Origin of the sequence: Aquabacterium sp., from assembly GCF_034003525.1 — a bacterium.
In the GTDB taxonomy this organism is placed as follows: Bacteria; Pseudomonadota; Gammaproteobacteria; order Burkholderiales; family Burkholderiaceae_C; genus Aquabacterium.
Window position 1 is genome coordinate 59,871 of sequence record NZ_JAVEYN010000013.1, and the last position, 22,861, is coordinate 82,731.

Below are 22,861 nucleotides of genomic sequence, written 5' to 3' on the forward strand. Positions count from 1 at the left end.
TCAGTTCAGCAGGTCGCGGATGAGGGGCAGCACGGCCTCGGCGGCCCGCTCGCCTTCGGCGATGGCGGACTCGGCGCGGTGAAAGTCCATGGCGGCGATGTGCGACAGGCGCGGCCGGATCATGGCGTCGGCGGGCTCGCCTGCCAGGCGGCTGTGGGTGATGCGCACCTGCATGATGTTCAGGCTGGTGGTGAGCACGTCCAGCATGGACGGGTGGTCGGCCTGGGAGGCGGGCACCTCGTCGCTGCGAAAGCGCGCCAGGATGGCGTCGAGCAGGCCGTTGTCGGCGCTCTCGGGCTCGGCCGGTGCATCGCCCTCGGGGACCTGGGCGCGGGTGCGCCGACCGATCAGGTCCCAGTTGAGATCCACCGCGATGACGATGTCAGCCCCCAGGGCCCGGCACAGCGAGACGGGCACCGGGTTGACCAGGCCGCCGTCCACCAGCAACTGGCCCTCGCGCACGGCCGGCGTGAAGAGGCCGGGCAGGGCGATGGAGGCGCGCACGGCGTCGATCACCGGGCCCTCGCGCAGCCAGAGCTCGCGGCCGCTGCGCAAGGCGGTGGCCACGCAGCCATAGGTCTTGGGCAGGTGCTGGATCTCGGGGCCGCTGTAGTGGCGGCGAAAGAAGTCCACCAGCTCCCCGCCTTCGATCAGGCCGCCGCCCATTTTCAGATCGAGCAGGCCGAGCACGGCCGGCCAGGTCAGGCCGCGCACCCAGGGCTCGAGGCGATCGAGCTCGCCAGCGGCATAGGCCGCGCCCACCAGCGCCCCGATCGAGGTGCCGCAGACGATGTCGGGCGAGATGCCTGCCCGCTCGAGCACCCGGATCACCCCGATGTGCGACCACCCGCGCGCCGAGCCACTGCCCAGTGCCAGGCCGATGCGGGGGCGCGAGGTGTTCATGGGGTGATCTGGGGTGGAAAGTTCACAATCTGACAAGCATGACACAAGACCCGCCGGCGTGGGGCTCAGTCGTGCGTCTGTTTGGACGCGCCGTCTGCCCCTGTGGGCGGCGGCAGGATGTGGCTGAGGGCCGGCGGGATATCGGGGCTGGGGGCGCCATGCGTGCGGCGGCGGAACAGCTCGGTGCGCGACAGCAAGATGGTGGTCACCGGCACCGTGATGGACAGCAAGATGATGATCAGCCAGGCGTGCAGGGCCAGCTGTTCACGGCGCGCCGAGAAGTACAGGATGGTGGCCAGGGTGACGCACCACGACGAGAAGCTGAAGGCCAGCGCGGGTGGGTGCATGCGCTGGAAGAAGTTCTGAAAACGCACGATGCCCACGGCCGCCGCGAGCGTGAAGAGGCCGCTGAGCATCAGCAGCAGCGCCACGATGACCTCGACCCAGCCAAACAGCTCGGGGTTCATTCGATCACCTCCCCGCGCAGCAGGAACTTGGCCATCGCCATCGAGCTGACGAAGCCGAACAGTGCGATCAGCAGCGCGGCTTCGAAGTACACCGAGCTGCGGTAGCGGATGGCCAGCACCATCAGCACCAGCATGCCGATGGTGTAGATCAGGTCCATGGCCAGCACGCGGTCTTGCGCCGAGGGGCCGCGGTACAGGCGCAGCAGGGCCAGCGCCATGGCCAGCACATAGCAGCCCAGGGTGAACACGATGGCGCCAAAGAGGAAGGGGCTCATTCGAAAATCTCCATCAGGGGGCGCTCGTAGCGGGCCTTGATCAGGCGGATCTCCTCGTCCGGATCGTCCAGGTCGAAGATGTGGACCAGCAGAGCGCTGCGGTCCAGGGCCATCTCCGACCAGATGGTGCCGGGGATCACGCACATGATGGCGGCGAGCACCGCCAGGCCGTTGGGGTCACGCAGGTCGAGCGGCACCGTGATGAAGCCGCCTTGCGGCTGCTTCGCGGGGGCGGCCAGGGTGCCGCGCAGCACTTTCCAGTTCCACACGATCACGTCCCAGCCCACCATCATGAACAGGCGAAAGGCCAGGCCCAGATGGCGGATGCGCACGGGGGTGGGGCGCAGCGAATGGGTCATCACCGGCACGATGGTGGCCACGACAGCCCCCAGGATCCATTGGCCCAGGCTGTAGTCGCGATTGAGTACCAGCCACATCGCCAGCAGGGCCAGGGACAGCAGCGGGGCGGGAAACAGGCGTCGCATCATGGCTGGACCGGGGCAGTCGGTGCCCGCAGGCGCTCGACGTTGGTGGGGGTGGCTTTGGGCTGAGCCGACAGCACGGCGTGGATGTAGCCCTGCGGCTGGTACAGCGCCTGGGCCGTGTCATGCGCGTAGCGCATCAGGGGCTCGGCGCGCACCGTGAAGAACACGCACAGGCCCATCAGCACGACCACCGGCAGGTACTCGACGCTGCTGAGCATGGGGGCGGCGCGCCCCACCGGCGCCCAGAAGAAGCGGATGCCGGTGCGCGACAGCGCAATCATCGCAAACAGGCCCGAGAGCACGACCAGGGTCAACAGCGTCCAAGTGATGTGGGCCAGTTCGCCGCCGGTGTCGGGCGTGCTCAACAGGGCCGAGAGCATCGCGAACTTGCCGATGAAGCCCGACAGCGGCGGCAGGCCGGCCACCAGCAGGGTGCAGCCGATGAAGGCCAGGCCCAGCAGGGCGATGGAGGCCGGCATGGGCCGCCCCACCAGCAGCTCTTCGTCGTCGTCGAGGTTGGCGCCTTGCTGCAATTCCAGATCGGCCAGGGCGAAGGGCAGGTGGTCTTCCTCGTCCTCCGGGCGTCGGTGGGCGCCGGGGTCGGCGCTGCGCGAGCGGTCCATCAGCTCGGTCAGCAGAAAGAAGGCGGCAATCGCGAAGGTGGACGTGGGCAGGTAGTACAGCGCACCGGCGGTCACCTCGGGGCGACCCAGGCCGATCATCGCCATCAGCGTGCCCGAGGACACGATGACGGCATAGCCGGCCAGGCGTGCCGGCCGCTGCGAGGCGAGCATGCCCAGGGCGCCAAAGGCCAGCGTGGCCATGCCGCCCCACACCAGCCAGGCGCTGCCAAAGCCGGCCGATTCGCCCGCCTGCGGCGAGAACCACAGCGTGGACAGGCGCAGCAGCACATAGATGCCCACCTTGGTGAGCAGCGCAAAGATGGCCCCCGAGGGCGCGCTGGCGCTGGAGTAGGCCGGCACCAGCCAGAAGTTGAGCGGCCACATCGCCGCCTTGGCCAGGAAGGCCACGCCCAGGATGGCGCAGCCCGCGTGCAGCAGCGGCCGGTCGATGGCGGACACCTGCGGGATCTTGGCGGCCAGGTCGGCCATGTTGAGCGTGCCGACCACGCCGTAAATCATGGCCGCACCGATCAGGAACAGCGAGGACGCCACCAGGTTGATGCTCAGGTAGTGCAGGCCGGCCTTCACCCGCGCCGGGCCCGAGCCGTGCAGCAGCAGGCCGTAGGACGCGGCCAGCATCACCTCGAAGAACACGAAGAGGTTGAACAGGTCGCCCGTGAGGAAGGCGCCGTTGAGCCCCATCAACTGGATCTGGAACAGCGGGTGAAAGTGCGCCCCCGCCTTGTGCCAGCGCGCCACCGCGAACAGCAGCGCCATCAGCCCGACCAGGCCGACGAGCAGCAGCATCAGGGCCGAGAGCCGGTCGAGCACCAGCACGATGCCGAAGGGCACGTCCCAGTTCGACGGCAGGTAGACGCTGTAGGTGCCTTGCACGTCGCCGCGCGCCGTCCACTGGAACAGCAGCACCGCCAAGATCAGGTTGAGCAACGTCGCCAGTAGGCTGACGCCGGTCTTGGCGCGCTGGCGACGCTCGCCCAGGAACAGCATCAGGCAGGCGGCCAGCAGCGGCAGCAGGATGGGGGCGATGCTCAGGTGCGGCATCAGCGCCTCGGTGAGCGGGTAGGGGGACCACCTCATTCGGCATCCCCCTGGCCGTCCACATGGTCATTGCCCCAGAAGCCCCGCTGCGCCAGCAGCACCACCAGGAACAGTGCCGTCATGGCAAAGCCGATGACGATGGCCGTCAGCACCAGGGCCTGCGGCATGGGGTCGGTGTAGTTCTGCAGGGTTTCGGGCACGCCGGGGATGAGCACGGGCTCGCTGTCCACGGCCAGGCGGCCGGTGCTGAAGATGAAGAGGTTGACCCCATAGCTCAGCAGGCACAGACCCATGATGACCTGGTAGGTCCGCGGGCGCAGCAGCAGCCACACGCCGCTGGCGGTCAGCACCCCGATGGCGATGGCCAGGACGATTTCCATCAGTGTTCTCCTTGGGCGCCGTCGGCGGCGATGGGGGGCGCCACAGGGATGCCGCTTGGCGCCGGCATGCTGCGTGGCCGCCGGTGACCGCGCACGGCCTGGTGGCCCAAGGCGGTGAGGATCAGCAGCGTGGCCCCCACCACCAGCGCGAAGACGCCGATGTCATAAAACAGCGCACTGGCCACATGGAAGTCGCCCACCAGCGGCAGGTGCACGTGGGCTGTGTGCGTGGTCAGGAAGGGGTAGCCCAGCGCGAAGGCGCCCAGGCCCGTGGCCGTGGCGATCAGCAGGCCGGTGGCGATCCAGCGCTGCGGGCGCAGGTGCATGTGCGCCTCCACCCACTGCGTGCCCGAGACGATGTACTGCAAGATGAAGGCGGTGGACAGCACCAGGCCGGCCACGAAACCGCCGCCCGGCGCATTGTGGCCACGCATGAACAGGTACACCGCCACGACGGCGGCCAGCGGCAGCACCAGGCGCACCAGCACGGCGGGCACCATCAGGTAGCCCTGGGCGGGGTCGGCCACCATGTGGGGGTTGATCAGGTCGGTGGCCAGGTCGGCGGGCAAGGCCTGCTGCTGCGGCGGCAGCACGGTGCTCTCTGGGGCTGGGCGGAAGCGGCGCAGCAGCGCGTACACCGTCAGCGCCACCACACCCAGCACGGTGATCTCGCCCAAGGTGTCAAAGCCGCGGAAGTCCACCAGCATCACGTTGACGACGTTGCGGCCACCGCCTTCGGGCAAGGCCCGCTCCAGGAAGAAGGGCGAGATGGTCTGCTCGAAGGGCCGCGTCATCAGGGCGTAGGACAGGGCGGCCATGCCCAGGCCGGACACCCCGGCCAGCGTCAGGTCGCGGGCGCGGCGGGTGCGCACCTTCAGGCGGCCCCACCAGTTGCGACGCGGCACCTGCTCTTCCAGCCGCTTGGGCAGCCAGCGCAGGCCCAGCAGGATCAGCACCGTGGTGACGGCCTCGACCGAGAGCTGCGTCAGCGCCAGGTCAGGCGCCGAAAACCAGGCGAAGGTCACCACCGTGACCAGGCCCGAGACGCTCATCAGCGCCAAGGCGGTGAGCCGGTGGTACTTGGCCTGCCAGACGGCGCCCAGCGACGCACCAATGCCCACTGCCCACAGCAGCGCGAACATGGGCGAGAAGGTCAGCGGCGCGCGCGTGCCCGTGCTCACCACCGGGCCCAAGCCATGCAGCCACAGCGTGGCGGTGGCGCTGGCCACAGTCACGCCCACCAACAGCAGCAGTTGCGGCTGCAGTCGGCGCGTGCCGAACAGGCGCAGCGCGCGTCGGCTCAGGGCCGTGAGCCAGGCCAGCACATCCTGGAAGATCTGCTTGCTGCGGATCTGGCTGAGCAGAGGGGTGCGTTGCAGGTGCCCGCCGTGCATGGGGCCGCGCAGCAGCCAGTAGAGCACGATGCCACCCGCCAGGGCCACGAAGCTCATCATCAGCGGCAGGTTGAAGCCGTGCCACACCGCCAGGTCGAAGGCTGGCAGGTGCCCGCCCACCACCGGGGCGGCGGCCGCGTTGAGGATGTCCTGCACCGCCCATTGCGGCGCCATGCCCACCAGCAGGCAGGCCAGCACCAGCACCTCGATGGGCACGCGCATCCAGTGCGGCGGCTCATGCGGGCGTTTGGGCAGGGTGGCGCAGGTGTCGGGGCCGAAGAACACATCGGCCGTGAAGCGCAACGAATAGACCACGCTGAACATGCCCGCCACCGTGGCCACGATGGGCAGCAGGCGCTCGAACAGCGGGGTGGCGGTGACGAACACCGCCTCGGTGAAGAACATCTCCTTGGAGATGAAGCCGTTGAGCAGCGGCACGCCCGCCATGGCCGCGCTGGCCACGCACGCCAGCGTGGCTGTGATGGGCATGGCCCGTCGCAGGCCGCTCAGGCGTCGGATGTCGCGCGTGCCGGTTTCGTGGTCGATGATGCCCACCGCCATGAACAGCGAGGCCTTGAAGGTGGCGTGGTTGAGGATGTGGAACACCGCCGCCACCGCGGCCAGCGGGCTGTTGAGCCCCAGCAGCGTGGTGATCAGGCCCAGGTGCGACAGGGTGGAATAGGCCAACAGGCCTTTGAGGTCGTGCTGGAAGATGGCCGCAAAGCCGCCGATCAGCAGCGTGGCCAGTCCGGCACTGGTCACCAGCCAGAACCACTCGTCGGTGCCGGCCAGCACCGGCCACAGGCGTGCCATCAGGAAGACGCCGGCCTTGACCATGGTGGCCGAGTGCAGGTAGGCCGACACCGGGGTGGGCGCCGCCATCGCGTGCGGCAGCCAGAAGTGGAAGGGGAACTGCGCGCTCTTGGTCAGCGCCCCCAGCAGCACCAGCACCAGCGTCACCGTGTAGAGCGGGTGGGTGCGCACCTGCACGCCGGAGGCCAGCACCACGTCAAGGTCATAGCTGCCCACGATGTGGCCCAGCACCAGCATGCCCGCCAGCAGGCACAGGCCGCCGGCTCCGGTCACCGTCAGCGCCATGCGGGCGCCGCGCCGGGCGTCACGGCGGTGGTGCCAGTAGCCGATCAGCAGGAAGGAGAACAGGCTGGTCAGCTCCCAGAACAGCACGATCTGGATCAGGTTGCCCGACAGCACCACCCCGCTCATCGCACCCATGAAGGCGAGCAGGAAGGAGAAGAAGCGCGGCACCGGGTCAGCGGGCGACATGTAGTAGCGCGCGTACAGCATCACCAGCGCGCCAATGCCCAGCACCAGCATCGAGAACATCCACGCATAGCCGTCCATGCGCAGCACGAAGTTCAGGCCCAGGCTGGGCAGCCAGTTGAACTCCTGACGGATCACGCCACCGGCGGCCACCTCGGGGAAGTAGAGCGCGGCCTGGACCGCACAGAAGAGCGCAATCACCCCCGCGAGGGTCGATTCGGCATTGCGCGCGTTCGCAGGCAGGAACGCCGCCAGGAGGCTGCCCACGAAGGGCAGGGCGACCAAGAGGAGCAGGGGCAGGGTCGTCATACCCGTTCGAGTTTAATCGGTATCAAATTTGTACCAATGTGATCGCGGGCGGGGGCATCTAGCCGGCCCCCACTGGCAAGGCGGTGCGGTCCACCACGCGGCGCAGCACGAAGCTGGTGTGCACCCCGGTCACGCCCGGGATGCTGGTGATCTTGTTGAGCAGCAGGTCCTGGTAGGCGTCCATGTCGGCCACCACCACCTTGAGCTGGTAGTCGGACTGCTGGCCGGTGATCAGCAGGCATTCGAGCACCTCGGGCAGGGCGGTGATGGCCTGCTCCAGGCTGGCGAAGCGCTCGGGCGTGTGCTGGTCCATCGAGATGCCGATCAGGGCCATCAGCGACAGGCCCAGCTTCTTGGCATCGAGCAGTGCCCGGTAGGCGCGGATCAGGCCGGCGTCCTCCAGCGCGCGCACGCGGCGCAGGCAAGGCGAGGGCGACAGGCCGATGCGGTCGGCCAGGTCCTGGTTGCTGATGCGGCCGTCTTCCTGCAAGACGGCCAGAATTTGCCGGTCGTAGCGGTCCAACTCAATGAGATTGCCAGTCGGATTCATGTTTGCGCAACTTTCTGCCAAATGGGTGCCAAATCATGGCACACAACGCAAGCACCTGCCAGCGCTTCTTTCCTAAAATTTGGGCATTGAGATTCACCACGAGATGCCCGCCATGTCTGCCTCCTCCAACGTCAAGTACCGCGCTTTTGCCCCGATCGCCCTCACCGATCGCCAGTGGCCCAACCGCGTGATCGACCGCGCGCCGATCTGGATGAGCACCGACCTGCGTGACGGCAACCAGGCCTTGTTCGAGCCCATGAACGTCGACAAGAAGATGCGCATGTTCCAGATGCTCTGCGACATCGGTTTCAAGGAGATCGAAGTGGGCTTCCCCTCGGCCTCGCAGACCGAGTTCGACTTCGTGCGCAGCCTCATCGAAGAAGACCGCATTCCTGAAGGCGTGAGCATCGAGGTGCTCACCCAGGCCCGCGAGCCCCACATCCGCCGCACCATCGAGTCGATCAAGGGCGCCAAGCAGGCCATCGTGCACTTCTACGCCGCCACCGTCGACAGCTTCCGCGAAACCGTGTTCAACATGGACCGCGCCGAGGTTTTGAAGATGACCGTGGCCGCTGTCGAGTTGATCAAGTCGCTCGCCGCCGAGATGCCCGAGACCCGCGTGATGCTCGAATTCAGCCCCGAGCACTTCTCGTCCACCGACCTCGACTTTGCCCGCGAGGTGTGCGATGCCGTGACCGCCACCTGGGGCGCCACGCCCGAGCGCAAGGTCATCCTCAACTTGCCCGCCACCGTCGAAGTGGCCTCGCCCAACATCTACGCCGACCAGATCGAGTGGATGCACCGCCACGTGGCCCGCCGCGACAGCGTGATCATCAGCTTGCACCCGCACAACGACCGCGGCACCGCCGTGGCCGCCGCCGAGTTGGGCTTGATGGCCGGCGCCGACCGCGTCGAAGGCTGCTTGTTTGGCAACGGCGAGCGCACCGGCAACGTCGACCTCGTCACCTTGGCGCTCAACATGCACACCCAGGGCGTCGAGCCCGGCTTGGACTTCGGCGACATCAACGCCGTTGCCCGCACCTACGAGTACTGCACCCAGCTCCCGATCCACCCACGCCAACCCTATGTGGGCGATCTCGTGTTCACGGCCTTCTCCGGCTCCCACCAGGATGCCATCAAGAAGGGGTTTGCTGCCCACAAGGCAGAAGAGCGTTGGGCGGTGCCCTATCTCCCCATCGACCCGGCCGATGTGGGCCGCGCCTACGACTCGGTCATCCGCGTCAACAGCCAGTCGGGCAAGGGCGGCATTGCCTACTTGATGGAGACCGAGCACGGCGTGGTCATGCCGCGTCGCATGCAGGTCGAATTCTCGGGCGTGGTGCAGCAGCACACCGACACGCACGGGGGCGAGGTGACGGCCGACGACATCTGGGGCTTGTTCGCCCAGACCTACGTCGAGCCGGTGACGCCCGTGCGCTACCGCGAACACCACCTCTATGAGAACGGCGAGGCCCAGGGCATCCGCCTCACGGTGGACATCGACGGCCAGACCCGCATCCTCAATGGTGAGGGCAACGGCCCGATCCAGGCGGCGGTGCACGCCTTCGCCAGTGCCGGCATCGCGGTCGAGGTGCGCAGCTACGAAGAGCGCTCGATGAAGAGCAGCAGCGTGGACGGTGGTGCCCAAGCCTGTGCCATCATCGAAGTGGCCGTCAATGGCAAGGAGCACTTCGGCGTGGGCATCGATGGCCACATCGTGACCGCCTCGCTCAAGGCCTTGGTCAGCAGCCTCAACCGCGCTGGCGTGGTGCCGATGCGCAACGCGGCCTGAGGGGAGCACCGCATGGCAGGCCCCACCGCCGATTTCTGGCAAGAGAAGTTTGACAAGAACGAGATCGCCTGGGACCGTGGGGCGACCAGTCCACAGTTGCTGGCCTGGCTGGACAGCAGCGCGCTGCAACCTTGCCGCATCCTGGTGCCGGGTTGCGGCAGTGGCTGGGAAGTGGCCGAACTGGCCCGTCGCGGCTTCGAGGTCGTGGGCCTGGACTACACCCAGGCCGCCGTGGACCTGACCCAGGCCCTGTGCGCCCAGCAAGGCGTGAAGGCCGAAGTGGTGCGCGCCGACGCGCTGACGTTTGAGCCCAGCGCCCCGTTTGACGCCATCTACGAGCAAACCTGCCTGTGCGCCATCCACCCGGACCATTGGCAGACCTACACCGCCCAACTGCACCGCTGGCTCAAGCCCGGCGGCCAGCTGTGGGTGCTGTTCATGCAGATGCTGCACCCGGCGGCCAGCCAGGAAGGTCGGGTCTATGGCCCGCCCTACCACTGCGACATCAATGCGATGCGCGCGCTGCTGCCCGCGTCACAGTGGGACTGGCCCAAGCCCCCTTACGTGATGGTGCCGCACCCCACGCTGCAGCACGAGCTGGCGCTGACCCTGACGCGTCGCTGACCTCGGCTTGAACGGGGGCTGAGTCGGCTCCCATGCGCTCGGCGGACTGGCGGCACACGCGGCGGTGGTCGCAGGGGTGGGTTTCCGTGTGATGCCCAGGCGGGGGCTCAGAGTAGGATAGCGAGGCCATCCTGCCAGATTTCCTGACAACGAGCTTGGGCCGCACCCATGTCGACGCCATCCCCCGATCCGCACCCTGTGCCGGCGCCCGACGAGGTGACGCCGGGTGACTGGCTTTTCGAGCATGCCCCGCTGCCACAGACCTGTGCGCGCGTCGCCCCGGATGGGTCGCTGTCCGCATGGCGCGGCAATGTGGCCTGGCACCATCTGTTTGCCAGTGCGTCCCCTGGCTCGAGCCCTGGGTGCATGCCGGCTTTGTCCAGAACCTGATCAGCCAGGGCCCCTCGGAGGGGGCGATGGCCGAGCCTCAGGTGCTGGAAATGGCCCTGACCGACCGAGCAGGCCGGGTGCGCCAGATGCTGGTGGCCGGGCGCGTGCTGCGCATCGCGGGCCAGATGCAACTGCTGGCCAGCTACCAGGATGTCACGGCTCAGCGCGCTGCTGCGCAGGCCTCGATCGGTGAATACCGTGAGATGGTCGAAAGTGCGAACGACACCATCTTGCTGGTCGAGCACAACCGCATCATCGAGTGCAATCCGGCCGCGACCTTGCTGTTCGGCCGCTCGCGAGCCGACCTCATCGGCCAGCACCCCGGCGACCTGTCTCCGGCCTGCCAGGAAGGAGGGATCCCTTCCATGGAGCTGGCCCAGCGGCGCATTGCCGATGCGCTGTCAGGCGTGCGACGCCGCTTTCTGTGGCGCCACCTGCGTCCCGATGGCAGCGAGTTCACAGCCGAGGTCGTGCTCAATCCCGCCCACAATCTGACGGATGACCGCGGGCAGCCACACCAGGGTCGCTTCGTGTCTATCATGCGCGATGTGACCGAGCGGCTGCAGGCCGAGCAGGCGCTCAAGGACAGTGCCGAGCGCTTTCAGCGTTTGTTCGAGCTCGCCCCGGTGCCGCTGGCGCTGCTGGAGCCGCGCGGGCGGGTGCTGGCCGTCAACCGCCAGTGGACCCAGTTGCTGGGCTACACGCTCGACGAGGTGCCCGACATCCCGAGCTGGGTCGCGCTGGCCTACCCGGACGAGGCCTACCGTGCCATGGCCTTGTCCCTGTGGGAGCAGGCCTTGGGGGCGGTGATGGACGATGGGCGCGAAATGCAGCCCACCGAGGTGCAGGTGCGCTGCAAGGACGGGCAGATGCGCAACGTGCTGGTGGGTGGGGCCATGGTGGGCAAGGAGCTGATGACCAGCTTCGTGGACGTGACGCCGCAGCGCCGCGCCCAGGCGGAGCTGGAGGCGCTCAACGCCTCGCTGGAAACCCGTGTGCAGGAGCGCACCCAGGCCCTGCAGTCGGCGATCGATGACCTGCGGCGCACGCAGGAAGAGCTGGTGCGCTCCGAAAAACTGGCCGGCCTCGGGGCCCTGGTGGCCGGGGTGGCCCACGAGCTCAACACCCCCATCGGCAACGCCGTGATGGTCTCCAGCACCTTGCGCGACCTGCAGCAGGAGTTTGACAACAGCGTGGCCCAAGGCCTCAGGCGCAGCGCGCTGCAGCAGTTCCAGAGCCACTGGCGCGAGGCCACCGAGGTCATCGAGCGCAACCTGCTGCGCGCGGCCGAGCTCATTGCCAGCTTCAAGCAGGTGGCGGTGGACCAGTCCAGCTATCAGCGCCGGCCGTTCGAGCTGGGCGAGGTCTTGCACGAGTTGCACCTCACCCTCAGCCCCACGCTGCGCCGCAGCCAGGTCGAGCTCCTCGATGAGGCGCCGCCTGGCTTGCGCATGGACAGCTACCCCGGCCCGCTCACGCAGGTGCTGATGAACCTGGTCAACAACGCCGTGGTGCACGCCTTCGAGGGCTGGCCCCATCCGCACCAGGTGCGCATCCGCGCCGAGGCCCTGACCGCGCAGCGGGTGCGCCTGACCGTGACCGACAACGGCTGCGGGATTGAGCCTGCCCACCTGTCGCGCCTCTTCGATCCTTTTTTCACCACCAAGCTGGGGCGCGGCGGCTCCGGCCTGGGGCTGCACATCGTCTACACCCTGGTGACCGGCCTGCTGGGCGGCACGGTGCAGGTGAGCAGCCAGTCCGGTCAGGGGTGCACCGTCACCCTGGACCTGCCTTGCGAGGCCCCCCACGCCGCCTCTCCTTCCAACATGGTGCAACATGGTTGACGACGACGACCTGATCCTCATTGACGAGGACGACGCTCCCGCGAGCCCCGATGCCGGCGATGCGATGCAAGCCTGGCGCGTGCTGGTGGTCGACGACGACCACGATGTGCACCGCGCCACCGAGCTGGCCTTGCGTGGCCTGTCGGTGGAAGGCCGCCCCCTGAGCCTGGTGCATGCCTATTCGGCGGCCGAAGCGCGTGCCGCGGTCGAGGCCGTGCCCGACCTGGCTGTCATCCTGCTCGACGTGGTCATGGAAACCGAGGACGCCGGCCTGCAACTGGTGCGCCATGTGCGCCAGGACCTGCAGCGCGAGGCGGTACGCATCATCTTGCGCACCGGCCAGCCGGGCTACGCCCCCGAGCTCGACACCATCCGCGACTACGACATCAACGACTACAAGACCAAGTCGGAGCTGACGCGGGTGCGCCTGTTCACCAGCCTGACCACGGCGGTGCGCTCGTACCGGCAGATGCGGGCGCACGAAGAGATCCGTCGCGGCTTCGAGATGGTCATCCAGGCCAGCACCGCGCTGACCAAGATGCACGGCATGCAGATGTTCGCGCAAGGCGTCGTCAGCCAGCTGTGTGCCTTGTTGAACGTCGAGCCCACCGGTCTCATCTGCGCGCAAGATGGTCTGCATGGTGAGGACGAGCCGGCGCGCGTCATCGCGGCGGCGGGACGTTTCAGTCACCTCATCCACCGTCCCCTGGCGGAGCTGGAGTTGCCCACGGTGCAGGAGGCGCTGGCGAACTGCCTGGCCCAGCGTCGCAGCAGCTTCGAGCCCCACATGTTGCTGTACTTCTCCATGGAGAACGGGCGCGGGCTCGCCGCCTATGTGGACGTCCGGCGCGCGCTCAACGACATCGACCGCCAACTGCTGCAGGTCTTTTGCGCGAGCATGGCGGTGGGCTTCGAGAACGTGCTGCTCTACGACCGCCTGGTGGACCAGGCCTATGTGGACCCGCTGCTGCGCATTCCCAACCTGAACCGCCTGCTGGAGATGCTCGACGCGCGCCTGTTCGAGCGCGCCGACAGCACGCTGGCCTTGATCGACATCGACGACTTCTCGGCGCTCAACGACACGCTGGGCCATGAGTTCGGGGACGCCGTGTTGCAGGCGGTGGCGCACCGGCTGGGCCAGGGCCTGCCGCGCAGCCACCTGGCCCGGCTGGGGCCGGACATTTTCGGCGTGCTGGGGCCTACTGAAGAGGTGGCCGCCGGGCATCTGCAGCTGCTGCACGACGCGATACAGGTCCACGGCCAGCACGTGCGCGTGTCGGCCACCATGGGGCTGGTGCCGCTGGCCGATCGCATCGATGCCGGTGTGGCGGTGCTCAAGGATGCGCATGTGGCGCTGAAGCAGGCCAAAGTGCGCCAGCGCGGCAGTGCGGTTTACTTCTCGGCGACCATGGGCCAGGATGCGCGCGAGCGCATGCGCTTGCTGTCCGGCTTGCGCCAGGCCTTCGATGCCCAGCACATGTTCCTGGTCTACCAACCCAAGGTGTCGCTGCACGATGGTCGGCCCCAGGGGGTCGAGGCGCTGTTGCGCTGGCGCATGAGCGACGGCCAGCTGGTGCCGCCCGATCGTTTCATCCCGCTGGCCGAGCAGTCGGGCCTCATGGGCGCGCTGGGCACTTTCGTGCTGCGCAGCGCCTGTCAGCAGCTGGCGCGCTTGCGCGCGGCGGGTGAGCGTGAGCTGGTCATGGCCATCAATGTGTCGCAGGCGCAGTTGCGCGAGCCCGATTTCGTGGCCACGGTGCAGCACGCGATCGACGATGCCGGCGTGCCCGCCTCACATGTGGAGCTGGAGATCACCGAGTCCATGGCCGCAGACGACCTGGCGGTGATCCGGCCGCTGCTCGATGCCGTGCGCGCCATGGGGGTGAGCGTGGCGGTCGACGATTTCGGGACGGGCTTCTCGTCGCTGAGCGTGTTGCGCCACCTGCCGGCGCAGCGCCTCAAGATCGATCGCTGCTTCATCAACGAGCTCGACTACGACGACAGCATTGCCCGCATGGTGATCAGCCTGGGGCACAGCCTGGGGCACAGCCTGGGCATGCACATCACGGCCGAGGGCGTCGAGACCGAGTCGCAGCGCCAGGCCTTGTGTGAACTGGGCTGCGAAGAGGGGCAGGGCTGGCTGTTCGCCCGCCCGCTCGACGAGGCCGCTTTGCTGGCCTGGTTGACCGAGCGTCGCCTGGGGGCCTGACGGGGCCAGGCCCTGGCGGGGGGGGGGGGCTCAGTGGCCCTTGGCCTCGCGGCGCAGGGCCACGGCGTCCAGATCGGTCAGGGTGTGTTCGCCGCGCTGCAGGCGGAACAGGCGCATCGAGTGGCTCACGCCTTGCGCCTGCCCAGTCAGCGAGCGCGCCGTCGAGGCCAGCTCTTCCACCATGGCCGCGTTCTGCTGGGTGATCGAGTCCATGTGGGCCACGGCCTCGTTGATCTGGCCGATGCCCAGTTGCTGCTCGCGCGAGGCGCCGCTGATGGCATCGAGCACGCCGCTGACCTTTTGCACCGCGGCGATGGCCTCCTGCATGCGTGCGCGGGCCTCATCGGTGCGCTCACCGCCTTCGCGCACGCGGTCGGCCGACTCCTGGATGAGCTGCTTGATCTCGCGGGCGGCCTCGCTGGTGCGGTGGGCCAGCGAGCGCACTTCGGAGGCGACCACGGCAAAGCCACGTCCGGCCTCGCCAGCTCGGGCGGCTTCCACCGCCGCGTTGAGCGCGAGGATGTTGGTCTGGAAGGCCACGCCTTCGATCAGGTGAATGATCTCGCCAATGCGCGACGACGACTCGGCGATGCCGCCCATGGTCTCCGTCACGGCCAGCACTGCCTCGTTGCTGCGCTGCGTGATGTGCGAGGTTTCCTGCGCCAGCTGGGCGCCTTGCAGGGCCGCGTCGGCACTGTGTTGCACGGTGCCGTTGATCTCTTCCATCGAGGCGGCGGTCTGCTCTAGGCTGCTGGCCTGCGACTCGGTGCGCGAGGCCAGGTCCTGGTTGCCCGCGGCGATCTGGGTCACGGCGGCGCTGAGGTGCTCGACTTCCTGTCGCACGTCGGCCACCACGGTGCGCAGGTTCAGCGACATCTGCTGCAGCGCCTGCTGTAACTCGCCGACCGCCCCGCCGGCCCCGGTGCTGACCGTGTGCGACAGATCGCCGGAAGCCAGCCGGTTGGCGTCGACCACCAGGCGGCGCACGGGCAAGATCGTCAGAGTGCGGGTGGCCCAAAAGCCGCAGGCGCCTGCCAGCACGGCCAGCACGGCGGTGAGCGGTGCCGGGGCGCCCCACAAGGCTGCGCCGGCGGTGACCGCCGCGCCCAGGCCCTGCACCGCCAGCAGGCGCGTTCGCGTGCTGGCCTGAGTCAGGTGCCGCACACCGCCCAGCCAGCCGGTGCGGATCACCTGGCCCGCCTTCAGCACATGCTGCAGTCGGCCTTGCGCGGCCTCCTCGCGCATGAGGGCGTAGAGGGCATCCGCTCCCTGAATGGCTTCACGGCTGGGCTCGTGGCGCACCGACAGGTAACCGGTGATGCGATCGCCGTCCATCATCGGGGTGGCGCTCGCCAGCACCCAGTAGTGGTCGCCGTTCTTGCGGCGGTTCTTGACCACGCCTGACCAGGGACGGCCCGATTCGATCGTGGCCCACATGTCCCGGAACGCCTCGGCGGGCATGTCGGGGTGGCGCAGGATGTTGTGCGGCTGGCCCAGCAACTCCTCACGGCTGAAGCCGCTCACCTCGATGAAGGCCGGGTTGCAGTACGTGATGCGGCCTTTCAGGTCGGTCACGGACACCAGGGTGCGGCCGGGCGGGAACGGGTACTCGCGTTGGGTGATGGGCAGGTTCTGTCGCATGTCAAAGGAGGCGGAGTCAGGGGGTGTGCCGACATCCATCATTGAAATTGATTTGTATCAATTTTGATTGGGCCACACAAGACGGGCGAGCTTGTCACAAGGGGCGCTTTTGTGTTGACAAGTGCCGCATTGCCCCCCTTTCCCGCTCGGATAGGATGGCGATTGCCCCACTTTGCAGCTTGGCTTCATGGCGCCGATGTCCACTTTTGACGATGCAGGCTTGAGCGAGCAGGTCGCGGGCGAGCTTCTGCGCACGCACGGCCCCAACGAATTGCCTCAGGCCCGCCCCCGCTCGGTGTGGCGCATCGCAGCCGAGGTGGTGCGCGAGCCCATGCTGCAGCTGCTGATCGCCGCCGGGCTGATCTACCTGGTGCTGGGCGACGTCGCCGAGGCGCTGGCGCTGCTGGCCTTCGTGGTGCTGTCGCTGTCGATCAGCCTGGTGCAGGAGACGCGCACCGAGCGGGTGATGGAGGCCCTGCGTGACCTCAGCAGCCCGCGCGCGCTGGTGATCCGCGATGGGCGTCGCCGCCGCGTGGCCGGGCGCGAGGTGGTGCCGGGCGACCTGATCGTGCTGGCCGAGGGCGACCGCGTGCCCGCCGACGCCGTGCTGTGTGAGGCGCAGGAGCTGCACACCGACGAGTCGCTGTTGACCGGCGAGTCGGTGCCGGTGCGCAAGCAGGCCTGCCCTCCGGAAACCTGGCTCCAGGTGGGCGAATGCGCCCCCGGGGGCGACGACCTGCCCTGGGTGTACTCCGGGGCCCTGGTGGTGCGTGGGCAGGGGCTGGCGCAGGTGCGCCACACCGGCGCGCAGACCCAGATCGGGCGCATCGGACAGGCGCTCCGCCAGCTGGAAGCCACCCCGTCGGCGTTGCAACGCCAGACCCGTCAGTGGGTGCGGGCGTTTGCCGTGGTCGGCGTGGCCCTCAGCCTGGGCGTGGGCTTGCTGTACGCCTACGTGCGCGGAGACGTGCTGGCGGCGGTGCTGGCGGGCATCACCCTGGCCATGTCCATGCTGCCGCAGGAGTTCCCGCTGATCCTGACGGTGTTCATGGCGATGGGCGCCTGGCGGATCGCCCACCAACGTGTGCTGGTGCGCCGCGCCAGCGCCATCGAAACCCTGGGCTCAGCGACCGTGCTGTGCACCGACAAGACCGGCACCCTCACGCAAAACCGCATGACGGTGGCGGCGCTGCAGGTGGGGGATCAGGCCTGGACGGCGGGCCATCCGGTGCTGCCCGAGACCTTCCATGCGGTGCTGGAGTACGCCATTTTGGCCAGCCAGCGCGACCCGTTCGATCCGATGGAAAAGGCCTTCTGGGACCTGGCCGAGAGCCACCTGACCGAGCAGGATCGCGAGCACCTGCACCCGGACTGGACCTTGGCGCACGCCTACGCGCTGAGTCCCGACCTGCTGGCGATGTCGCACGTGTGGCAGCGACCCAGTCACCGCAGCCATGTGGTCGCCGCCAAGGGCGCCCCCGAGGCCGTGGCCGACCTGTGCCACCTGCCCGAGGCGCAGATCGCCGAGATCCGCCGTCAGGTGGAGACGCTGGCCGCGCGCGGCTTGCGCGTGCTGGGCGTGGCGCGGGGCGTGCTGCGCGGGCATGAGTCGGGGGCCGACTGGCCGCCCATCCAGCACGATCTGGACTTCGAGTTCCTGGGCCTGGTCGGCCTGATGGACCCGCTGCGGCCCTCGGTGGTGGACGCGGTGCAGATGTGCCGGCAAGCCGGCATCCGCGTCGCGATGATCACCGGCGACTACCCGGCCACCGCGCTGGCGATTGCCGCGCAGGCCGGTCTGGACACGGCCGGCGGGGCCTTGCGCGGTGAAGAGATCGCCGCCTTGTCCGACGAGGCCTTGCGCGAGCGCGTGCGCCACACCGCCGTGTTCGCGCGGGTCACGCCCGAGCAGAAGTGGCGCATCGTGCGCGCCTGCCAGGCCAATGGCGAGGTGGTGGCGATGACCGGCGACGGCGTCAACGACGCCCCCTCGCTGAAAGCGGCCGACATCGGCGTGGCCATGGGCGCGCGCGGCACCGACGTGGCCCGCGAGGCGGCCTCTCTGGTGCTGCTGGACGATGACTTTGGCGCCATCGCGCAGGCCGTGCGCCTGGGCCGGCGCATCAACGACAACCTGCGCAAGGGCATGGCCTTCGTGCTGGCCGTGCATGTGCCGATCGCAGGCCTGTCGCTGCTGCCGCTGCTGTTTGGCCTGCCGCTGCTGTTCGTGCCGGTGCACATCGCCTTCCTGGAGCTGATCATCGACCCGGTGTGCTCGGTGGTGTTCGAGGCCGAGCCGGAAGAGGGCGATGTGATGCAGCGCCCACCACGCCCGCCCGGCGCCCCCTTGTTAAGTGCCGACCTGCTGTGGGGCAGCATGCTGCAAGGCGGTTTGGTGATGGGGGTGATCGGCGGCTTTTACATGTGGCTGCTTTCGACTGCCACACCTGAAGCGGCCGCACGCGCGACGGCCTTTGTGGCGTTGGTGGGGGCGAACGTGGCCCTGATCGTGAGCAACCGCTCGGTGGGCAACCACCTGCTGGAAAGCCTGCGGCGGCCCAACCGCGCGCTGTGGACCATGCTGGGCGTGACCGCGGCCTTGCTGACCCTGGTGCTGGGTCTGCCGGCGCTGCGAGAACTGTTCCAGTTCCAGCCCTTGACGGCGGACCTGGCGGCCCAGGCGGCCGGTGTGGCCGTCGTCACGCTGGCGCTGCTGGAGGTGCTGAAGGCTGTGCGGCGATCTGTTCAGCGCAACTCGAAGGCCTCCTGGTGAATACGGCGCGGGCGCTGTCCCGTCGCCTGGAGGTCGGACACGATCGCGTCGCGCAGGCCGGCGGGGCCGCAATAGAACAGCTCCGCGTCGCGCAGCGGGAAGGGCGTCAGTTGGGCCAGCCGTGCCGCCGTCAGGCGACCGTCTTCGGCGCTGGCCACGATGTGCACCGTCAAGCCGGGGTGGCGTGCGGCGATGGCGGTCAGGCGCTCGGCGGCGAAGGCCTCGGCCCGCGTCGTCACCGCCCAGACCAGGGTGATCTCCTGCTGGTCGGCCTCGGTCAGGGCCTCGGCCCAGGCCAGGAAGGGCGTGATGCCGATGCCACCGGCCAGCCAGACCTGGCGACGCACCCGCTTGCGGAACACGAAGCGACCGTAAGGTCCTTCCACCCGCAGGTGCTGCCCCGGAGCCAGCCGCGTGGGCAGACGCCACGTCCAGCCGCCCAAGGCCTTGATGCCGAAGCGCAGTGTGCCGTCCGCACGCGGGGCACTGGCGATGGTGAAGGGGTGGGCCTCGCCCATGCCCGCATCCGGGGCCGACACGAAGGCGAACTGACCTGGGCGCCAGCGCAGGGGGCGACCGGCCGGGCGCACAGTCAGCTCAGTCACCGTGCCGTGCGGCTCGACGTGGGCGACCACAAAGTTGCGGGGACGCAGGAAGGGCACCACCAGCTGGGTGAACAGCCAGGCCGCGATCCCGGCCAGGCTCAAGGCGTTGAGGTAGAGAGCCAGCGTGCCATCGAGGCCCTCGGGCTGGTCAATGGCGAACTGGTGAAACGCGGCCACGGCGAACAGCAGGCCCGTGAAGCGGTGCGTGAAGCGCCACAGTGGCCAAGGCAGCTCCAGCCGCGTGAAGGGCACCCGCTTGAACCAGCTCAGCAGGATCAGGCCGATGAAGCCGTTGAGAGCGAACTCCCCCACGTCCGCGGCGATGTCCCCCAGCCGGGTTTCACGCACCACGTTGCCCAGCTCGGGCTCGAGCGTGTTGTGCCCGATCATCAGCGCCAGGGCGGCGATGCCCAGCCACTTGTGCACCCCGTACATCCGGTCGAGTCCGCCAAACAAGGGTTCGATCCAGGCGGGGCGGGTTGACAGCACCAAGGTCAGGCTCATCGCGGCGATGGAGGCCGACCCCAGGGCGATGCCCAGGGCCGTTTCCGTGCCGTAGGGGGCATAGGTCTGTGCGCCGAGCAGGCCCGCGTACAGCACGGCCAGCGTGGCCAGAAGGGGACCGGTCCAGCGCATCATGCCGCCCTTGACTTAATGCGAGCTGGCGGGGGCAGCGGCCGGCACGTTCAACGGCTTGCCAGCCTGGGGCTTGCCCATCTTCCCTGCGTGACCGCGGGCGGTGGGCAGGTAGCGCGCGGTGTCGGCGTCGGGGCGGAAGCGCACTTCCAGCTCCAGGATCGCGAGCGAGGCCGGGTCGATCTTGAGTTCGACCTGGTTGCCGTCGACATCGCGGCCACGGACTTCGTAGCAGCCATCGTCGATGCGCAGGCGCTCGGTCGTGATGCCGCGGTTGGTGACATGGGCGGTGACGCTCTCGCGAGATTGCCATTCGGCCATCGGGCGATGGCAATCGTCGCTGGCCAGTGCGGCACCCGAGGCGGTCATGGCGATCACGAAGGCGATGGGGAAGAGTGATTTCATGGTGTGGCTCCTATATCCTTGTTGATGAACGATGACGCAAGGATGCGCCGCCAAGCTGACCGCAACCTGAACGAGGCGTCACAGGCGTGTCAGCTTCCCGGCAGGTTCGTGGTGGCGTGAGTGCGCCGGGAAGGCGTGGGAAGGTGTGAATGCGGATCTTGCTGATTGAAGACGACGCCGTGCTGGGCGCCGCGGTGCGCGACCAGATCGCGGGCGATGGCCATTCGGTCGACTGGGTGCAGCGCCTGGACGCTGCCGATTCGGCAGTCGCGGGCGTGCCTTATGACCTGGTCCTGCTCGACCTGATGCTGCCCGACGGCCGGGGCCTGCCCTTCCTGAAGCGCCTGCGTGCGCGCGGCGAGGCCACGCCGGTCATCATCCTGACGGCGCTCGACCAGGTGTCCGACCGCATCGAAGGGCTCAATGCCGGCGCCGACGACTACCTGGTCAAGCCCTTTGACCTGGCCGAGCTGTCGGCCCGTATCGGCTCGGTCGCGCGCCGCTATGGCGGCAACCCCAATCCCCTCATCACCCATGGAGCCCTGCAGATCGACCTGGCCGCGCGCAGCATCCATCGTGATGGCGTGCCCGTGCAGCTGACGGCCCGCGAATGGGCGCTGCTGGAAGCCTTCCTGGCCCGGCCGGGGCAGCTGCTGTCCAAAGCGCAGCTGGAGGACAAGCTCTACACCTTCGATGCCGAGGTGGAGAGCAACACCATCGAGGTGCACATCAGCCGTCTGCGCAAGAAACTGGGCGCGGCCGTGATCGAGACCGAACGGGGGCTGGGCTATCGCCTGGGCTCGGCATGAGGATGCCGCGCAGCCTCCAGCAGCGCCTGGCCTTGTCGCTGGGAGTCTTGCTGACGGCGCTCTGGCTGGGGGCTGCGGTGGTGACTGCGGTGCTGACGCGCCAGGCCATGGAGGAGGTGTTTGACGCCGCGCTGCAGGAGACGGCGCAGCGCATCCTGCCGCTGGCCGTGGCCGACGTGCTGGCGCGCGAGGACGCCGATCCGACCCAGCGCCTGGCCCAGACCCGCGAGCACGACGAGATCCTCAGCTACGCCGTGCGCGATGCGCAAGGGCGGGTGCTGCTGCTCTCCCATGACGCCGACTTGGCCATCTTTCCGCCGTGGCGCGGTGCTGGTTTCAGCCAGTCCCCCACCCACCGCTTTTACAGCGAAGAGACGCTGCAAGGCTCGGTCCGGCTCACAGTGGCCGAGCCTCTCGCACATCGCTCAGGCGTGGGACGTGACATCCTGATGGGGCTGGCCTTGCCCCTGCTGGTGGTCCTGCCCGTGGCACTGCTGGCCATCGTGTTGGGCGTGCGTGCCAGCCTGGTGCCGCTGCGGCGCTTCCGTGATCGGCTGGCCGCGCGGGGCGCGCGTGACCTGTCACCCGTCCCGGTGGACGAGCTGCCGACCGAGGTGGCCCCCGTGGCCGACACCCTGAACGAGCTGCTCGCGCGGCTGGCGGCGGCCTTCGAGGCCGAGCGCAGCTTTGCCGCCAATGCCGCCCACGAACTGCGCACCCCGTTGGCCGGCGCCATCGCGCAGGCGCAGCGCCTGCAAGCCGAAACGCGCGACGCGGCGGCCCAGGCCCGCGCTGCCGACATCGAGGCGACGCTCAAGCGCCTGACACGGTTGTCGGAGCGCCTGATGCAGCTGGCCCGCGCCGAAGGCGGGAGGCTGCGCCTGGCGTTCGCTTCGGACCTGCGCATGGTGGCACGCATCCTGACCGACGAGCTGGCCCGCCTGGCTGGCGCGGGACGGCTGACGCTGGCGCTGCCGCCCGAGCCGGTGATGTCCGACCTGGACCCGGACGTGTTCGCGATCCTTTTGCGCAATCTGGTCGAGAACGCGCTGCGACACGGGGCGGAGGGCGCGCCCATCCAGATCACGCTGACCCACGAGGGCGTGCTGACAGTCGCCAATGAAGGGCCGGTAGTGCCGGGCGACGTGCTGTCGCGCCTGGTGGACCGCTTCGAGCGTGCGGGCACGCAAGCCGAGGGCAGTGGCCTGGGGCTGGCCATCGTGCATGCGATTGCCCAGCGCATCGGTCGTGCACTGGTGCTCCACTCGCCCAGGCCGGGGCTGGCCACGGGCTTCGAGGCCTCGCTGGCGCTGCCCCTCACGGCATCGGGCCGGGCCGCTCAAGAGGGCGAGGCAGGCCGATGAGAGCGAACACATGGGCGGGCAAGGTCCAAGGCTATCTCGCTTC

Annotated in this window: 18 protein-coding genes; 7 read left to right on the top strand and 11 right to left on the bottom strand. The window is 68.6% G+C overall.

The genetic code is table 11. The features are described 5' to 3' along the window. From RBT42_RS09555 to RBT42_RS09590, 8 genes are all read right to left on the bottom strand, one after another. Nucleotides 1–903, bottom strand: a complete 903-nt coding sequence (locus tag RBT42_RS09555) for a patatin-like phospholipase family protein (protein ID WP_320364499.1) — start codon at nucleotides 901–903, stop codon at nucleotides 1–3. Nucleotides 904–968: 65 nt separating this feature from the next. Beyond that, nucleotides 969–1,370: a Na+/H+ antiporter subunit G gene (locus RBT42_RS09560; RefSeq protein WP_320364500.1), complete on the bottom strand. Its 402-nt coding sequence runs from the start codon at nucleotides 1,368–1,370 to the stop codon at nucleotides 969–971. Then, nucleotides 1,367–1,645 (bottom strand): K+/H+ antiporter subunit F, encoded by a 279-nt coding sequence (locus RBT42_RS09565; RefSeq protein ID WP_320364501.1) that lies wholly within the window; start codon nucleotides 1,643–1,645, stop codon nucleotides 1,367–1,369. Before RBT42_RS09565 ends, RBT42_RS09560 begins: the two co-directional genes overlap by 4 nt. Next, nucleotides 1,642–2,133 carry a Na+/H+ antiporter subunit E gene (locus RBT42_RS09570; protein ID WP_320364503.1) on the bottom strand — a complete coding sequence of 164 codons (492 nt, stop codon included), beginning with the start codon at nucleotides 2,131–2,133 and terminating at the stop codon, nucleotides 1,642–1,644. Before RBT42_RS09570 ends, RBT42_RS09565 begins: the two co-directional genes overlap by 4 nt. After that, nucleotides 2,130–3,851, bottom strand: coding sequence for a monovalent cation/H+ antiporter subunit D (locus tag RBT42_RS09575; RefSeq protein WP_320364505.1), 1,722 nt, complete (start codon nucleotides 3,849–3,851; stop codon nucleotides 2,130–2,132). Before RBT42_RS09575 ends, RBT42_RS09570 begins: the two co-directional genes overlap by 4 nt. After that, nucleotides 3,848–4,192, bottom strand: coding sequence for a Na+/H+ antiporter subunit C (locus RBT42_RS09580; RefSeq protein ID WP_320364507.1), 345 nt, complete (start codon nucleotides 4,190–4,192; stop codon nucleotides 3,848–3,850). Before RBT42_RS09580 ends, RBT42_RS09575 begins: the two co-directional genes overlap by 4 nt. Further along, nucleotides 4,192–7,167 (bottom strand): monovalent cation/H+ antiporter subunit A, encoded by a 2,976-nt coding sequence (locus RBT42_RS09585; RefSeq protein WP_320364563.1) that lies wholly within the window; start codon nucleotides 7,165–7,167, stop codon nucleotides 4,192–4,194. Before RBT42_RS09585 ends, RBT42_RS09580 begins: the two co-directional genes overlap by 1 nt. Nucleotides 7,168–7,234: 67 nt before the next feature. Beyond that, a complete protein-coding gene (locus tag RBT42_RS09590) occupies nucleotides 7,235–7,726 on the bottom strand; it encodes an Lrp/AsnC family transcriptional regulator (protein ID WP_320364509.1) in 492 nt (163 codons plus the stop codon). A 112-nt stretch (nucleotides 7,727–7,838) separates the two neighbouring features. Here RBT42_RS09590 and leuA point away from each other — a divergent pair, with 112 nt between their 5' ends. From leuA to RBT42_RS09610, 4 genes are all read left to right on the top strand, one after another. Then, entirely contained in the window at nucleotides 7,839–9,518 is a 1,680-nt protein-coding gene (gene leuA, locus RBT42_RS09595) for a 2-isopropylmalate synthase (protein ID WP_320364511.1), read from the top strand. Between the two features lie 12 nt (nucleotides 9,519–9,530). Further along, nucleotides 9,531–10,142 carry a methyltransferase domain-containing protein gene (locus RBT42_RS09600; protein WP_320364513.1) on the top strand — a complete coding sequence of 204 codons (612 nt, stop codon included), beginning with the start codon at nucleotides 9,531–9,533 and terminating at the stop codon, nucleotides 10,140–10,142. Nucleotides 10,143–10,558: 416 nt separating this feature from the next. Next, on the top strand, nucleotides 10,559–12,376 hold the full coding sequence (locus tag RBT42_RS09605) for an ATP-binding protein (RefSeq protein WP_320364514.1): 1,818 nt from the start codon (nucleotides 10,559–10,561) through the stop codon (nucleotides 12,374–12,376). Then, nucleotides 12,369–14,585: a putative bifunctional diguanylate cyclase/phosphodiesterase gene (locus RBT42_RS09610; protein ID WP_320364517.1), complete on the top strand. Its 2,217-nt coding sequence runs from the start codon at nucleotides 12,369–12,371 to the stop codon at nucleotides 14,583–14,585. The genes RBT42_RS09605 and RBT42_RS09610 overlap by 8 nt, the downstream gene beginning before the upstream one ends. A gap of 30 nt (nucleotides 14,586–14,615) precedes the next feature. Here RBT42_RS09610 and RBT42_RS09615 read toward each other — a convergent pair whose 3' ends face one another. Further along, nucleotides 14,616–16,226, bottom strand: coding sequence for a methyl-accepting chemotaxis protein (locus RBT42_RS09615; RefSeq protein ID WP_320364519.1), 1,611 nt, complete (start codon nucleotides 16,224–16,226; stop codon nucleotides 14,616–14,618). Between the two features lie 196 nt (nucleotides 16,227–16,422). Here RBT42_RS09615 and RBT42_RS09620 point away from each other — a divergent pair, with 196 nt between their 5' ends. Continuing rightward, nucleotides 16,423–18,999: a cation-translocating P-type ATPase gene (locus RBT42_RS09620; protein WP_320364521.1), complete on the top strand. Its 2,577-nt coding sequence runs from the start codon at nucleotides 16,423–16,425 to the stop codon at nucleotides 18,997–18,999. Here the strand turns inward: RBT42_RS09620 and RBT42_RS09625 are convergent. Then, a complete protein-coding gene (locus tag RBT42_RS09625) occupies nucleotides 18,972–20,243 on the bottom strand; it encodes a ferredoxin reductase family protein (RefSeq protein ID WP_320364523.1) in 1,272 nt (423 codons plus the stop codon). The two genes, RBT42_RS09620 and RBT42_RS09625, sit on opposite strands and share 28 nt — an antisense overlap. Nucleotides 20,244–20,255: 12 nt before the next feature. Further along, nucleotides 20,256–20,645 (bottom strand): PepSY domain-containing protein, encoded by a 390-nt coding sequence (locus RBT42_RS09630; protein ID WP_320364525.1) that lies wholly within the window; start codon nucleotides 20,643–20,645, stop codon nucleotides 20,256–20,258. A gap of 149 nt (nucleotides 20,646–20,794) precedes the next feature. On the opposite strand from RBT42_RS09630, the gene RBT42_RS09635 reads away from it, so the two are divergent. After that, nucleotides 20,795–21,454, top strand: a complete 660-nt coding sequence (locus RBT42_RS09635; protein WP_320364528.1) for a response regulator transcription factor — start codon at nucleotides 20,795–20,797, stop codon at nucleotides 21,452–21,454. Beyond that, entirely contained in the window at nucleotides 21,451–22,818 is a 1,368-nt protein-coding gene (locus RBT42_RS09640) for an ATP-binding protein (protein ID WP_320364529.1), read from the top strand. The genes RBT42_RS09635 and RBT42_RS09640 overlap by 4 nt, the downstream gene beginning before the upstream one ends. The last annotated feature ends 43 nt before the right edge of the window (nucleotides 22,819–22,861 follow it).